The organism is Mesorhizobium sp. M7A.F.Ca.CA.003.01.2.1, assembly GCF_003998945.1.
GTDB lineage: Bacteria > Pseudomonadota > Alphaproteobacteria > Rhizobiales > Rhizobiaceae > Mesorhizobium > Mesorhizobium ciceri.
In genome coordinates this window covers 1-2,128 of record NZ_RZRA01000945.1, presented here as the reverse complement: position 1 = coordinate 2,128, position 2,128 = coordinate 1, and the positions used below count along the sequence as shown (strand labels likewise).

Annotated in this window: 3 protein-coding genes; all 3 read left to right on the top strand. The window is 61.6% G+C overall.

Annotated features, from left to right (window positions below):
• On the top strand, positions 1–744 hold a 744-nt coding region (locus EN969_RS28030), incomplete at its 5' end, for a GH25 family lysozyme (RefSeq protein ID WP_127419580.1).
• A 226-nt stretch (positions 745–970) separates the two neighbouring features.
• A complete protein-coding gene (locus EN969_RS28020) occupies positions 971–1,579 on the top strand; it encodes a class I SAM-dependent methyltransferase (protein WP_063170216.1) in 609 nt (202 codons plus the stop codon).
• A 118-nt stretch (positions 1,580–1,697) separates the two neighbouring features.
• The coding region (locus EN969_RS28015) for a DUF3592 domain-containing protein (protein WP_245467535.1) at positions 1,698–2,128 on the top strand (431 nt) is incomplete at its 3' end.

Sequence of the window (2,128 nt, the reverse complement as noted above, 5' to 3'; positions counted from 1 at the left end):
CTATTGACCCGCGCGGCACCGGCCATGCTTGCCGGGCCGCTCACCCGTTACGGTTTTCGCGACGCCAAGCCGATCAATTTCGGCAAGGGTTCGCCTCGCCGCCTTGCAGTGCACGGCGTCGACGTCTCGCGTTGGCAAGGCAACGTCAACTGGGACAAGCTGCGGGCGCAGGGCGCCAACTTCGCCTACATCAAGGCGACCGACGGTGGCGACCACCTCGATCCGATGTTCATGAAAAACTGGCGCAACGCCGACGCCGCCGGCTTGAAGCGCGGCGCCTACCATTTCTTCTACTGGTGCCGCACGGCGGGCGAGCAGGCGGACTGGTTCATCCGCAACGTGCCCAGGGTCGAAGGCGCGCTGCCGCCGGTGATCGACGTCGAGTGGAACGGCGAGTCCAGCTGCAAGCGGCGGCCGTCGCGCGAAAAGGTGCTGGAAAAGATGCAGGTGTTCATGGACAAGCTGGAGCGCTATTACGGCCAGCGGCCCATCATCTACACCGCGCCCGATTTCTACCGCGACAATCTCAGGGGCGAATTCCTCGACTATCCGTTTTGGCTGCGTGCGGTCGCCCAGCATCCGTCAAAGGTCTATCCCGGTCGCAAATGGCTGTTCTGGCAGTATTCCGGCTCCGGCCTGTCGCACGGCGTCACTGGCCGCATAGACCTCAATGTCTTCCATGGCGACGAACGGCAATGGCGCGCCTGGGCCGGGGGCCGGCAGACGGTAGCCGACGCCAACTGAGACAAGCTATCAGGCTTGGCGTCGTTCGCTTTCTCGGGTGTCCGCCGATCCTCGACCTCTTCGCCGCTCCCTTCAGGACCCGCTCACGCGGCCTGCTTGACCAGCGTGCGCTGTCGGACCATTTCAAGCGCGATATCGGACTGCTCGATGGACACGCTTCCGCCGGCAGCATTCGCTGAGGAAAGTGCCTGGCTCTTTGACCAACAAGGACGCATGGGAGGAAAAGATGGGTGTGTCATCGGAGGCTCTGGCACAGAGCCGTCAAACGATCAGCGCTTACGAGGATTATGCGGAACAATATGATGCCATCGTGCGCCATGTTCCCAACGAGAGGGAGCAGGCATCGCTCAAGCGCCTGGTGGCAATCGCCGGCACAGGTGGCCGGATTTTGGAAGTCGGGTCCGGAGCCGGATACGATGCGGATTTTCTGGAAAATTTGGGCGTCAAGGTTCGGCGCACCGACGCCACCAAGCGGTTTCTCGAGCTGCAGGCCGCGCGTGGTAAGCATGGCGAGTTGCTCGATCTCATCACCGATGATCTCGGCGGCCCCTACGACGCGGTCCTTGCCCTATGCGTCCTGATCCACGTGCCTCGCGACCAGACCGACCAGGTGCTTGCCAAGATAGCCGGGTCGCTGCGCCCGGGCGGCGCCTTCCTCGTCTCGATGCGCAATGGCGACGGCGAGAGATCAGGCGAATATCACATGGTCTACTGGCGCAGGGACGACTTCGCCGCCCATCTCGAAGGCGCCGGGCTGGTCCTTATCAGGGACGATTTCAACGTCGGCCGCAATAGCGAAGAATGGAACACGTTCCTGGCCGTGAAGCCTGCATAACGCGGCGTGGGCTGTTGCCGTTTGCGCTGCTCAGCCTTTTCAGATTTGCGAAAATACAAGACATTGCCGCCGCCATGCTGTCTATGTGCGGGTTCCTGCACTCCTGGGGGGAGACGAGTTGGAACTCAAGATCATGCTTGTCGGCTTTGCCTGCGTGGTCGCGGGCGCGCTGTCGTTCATCACCTTCATGAAATGGCGAGAGGTGAAGGCACTCAGCCGCTGGCTGCCGACGCCGGGAAAGATCATCTCGTCGCGCGTCGAGGCACGCGAGGTCAGAAGCTCGGGCGTTGGTTCGGACAGCACTGATACGACCGAAATGCGCAATTTTCCGGCGATCACCTTCGAATACAAGGTCGGCGGCAAGAAATTTCAAAGCTCGCGCTACAGCGTGAAGGAGAATTTGGGGAATTTCGAAGTCACCGAAACCCTTGCCCAGTTTCCCCGCGGCGCGGAGGTGACTGTCTTCTACAATCCGGCCGATCCGAGCAAAGCCGTGATCGAGCGCACCATGCCCGAAGGCGCCTTCAAGTTCATGATCCAGCTCTCGGC

Coding starts and splice junctions, on each gene's coding strand:
- EN969_RS28020 (WP_063170216.1), top strand. CDS start 971: ATGGGTGTGTCATCGGAGGCTCTGGCACAGAGCCGTCAAACGATCAGC.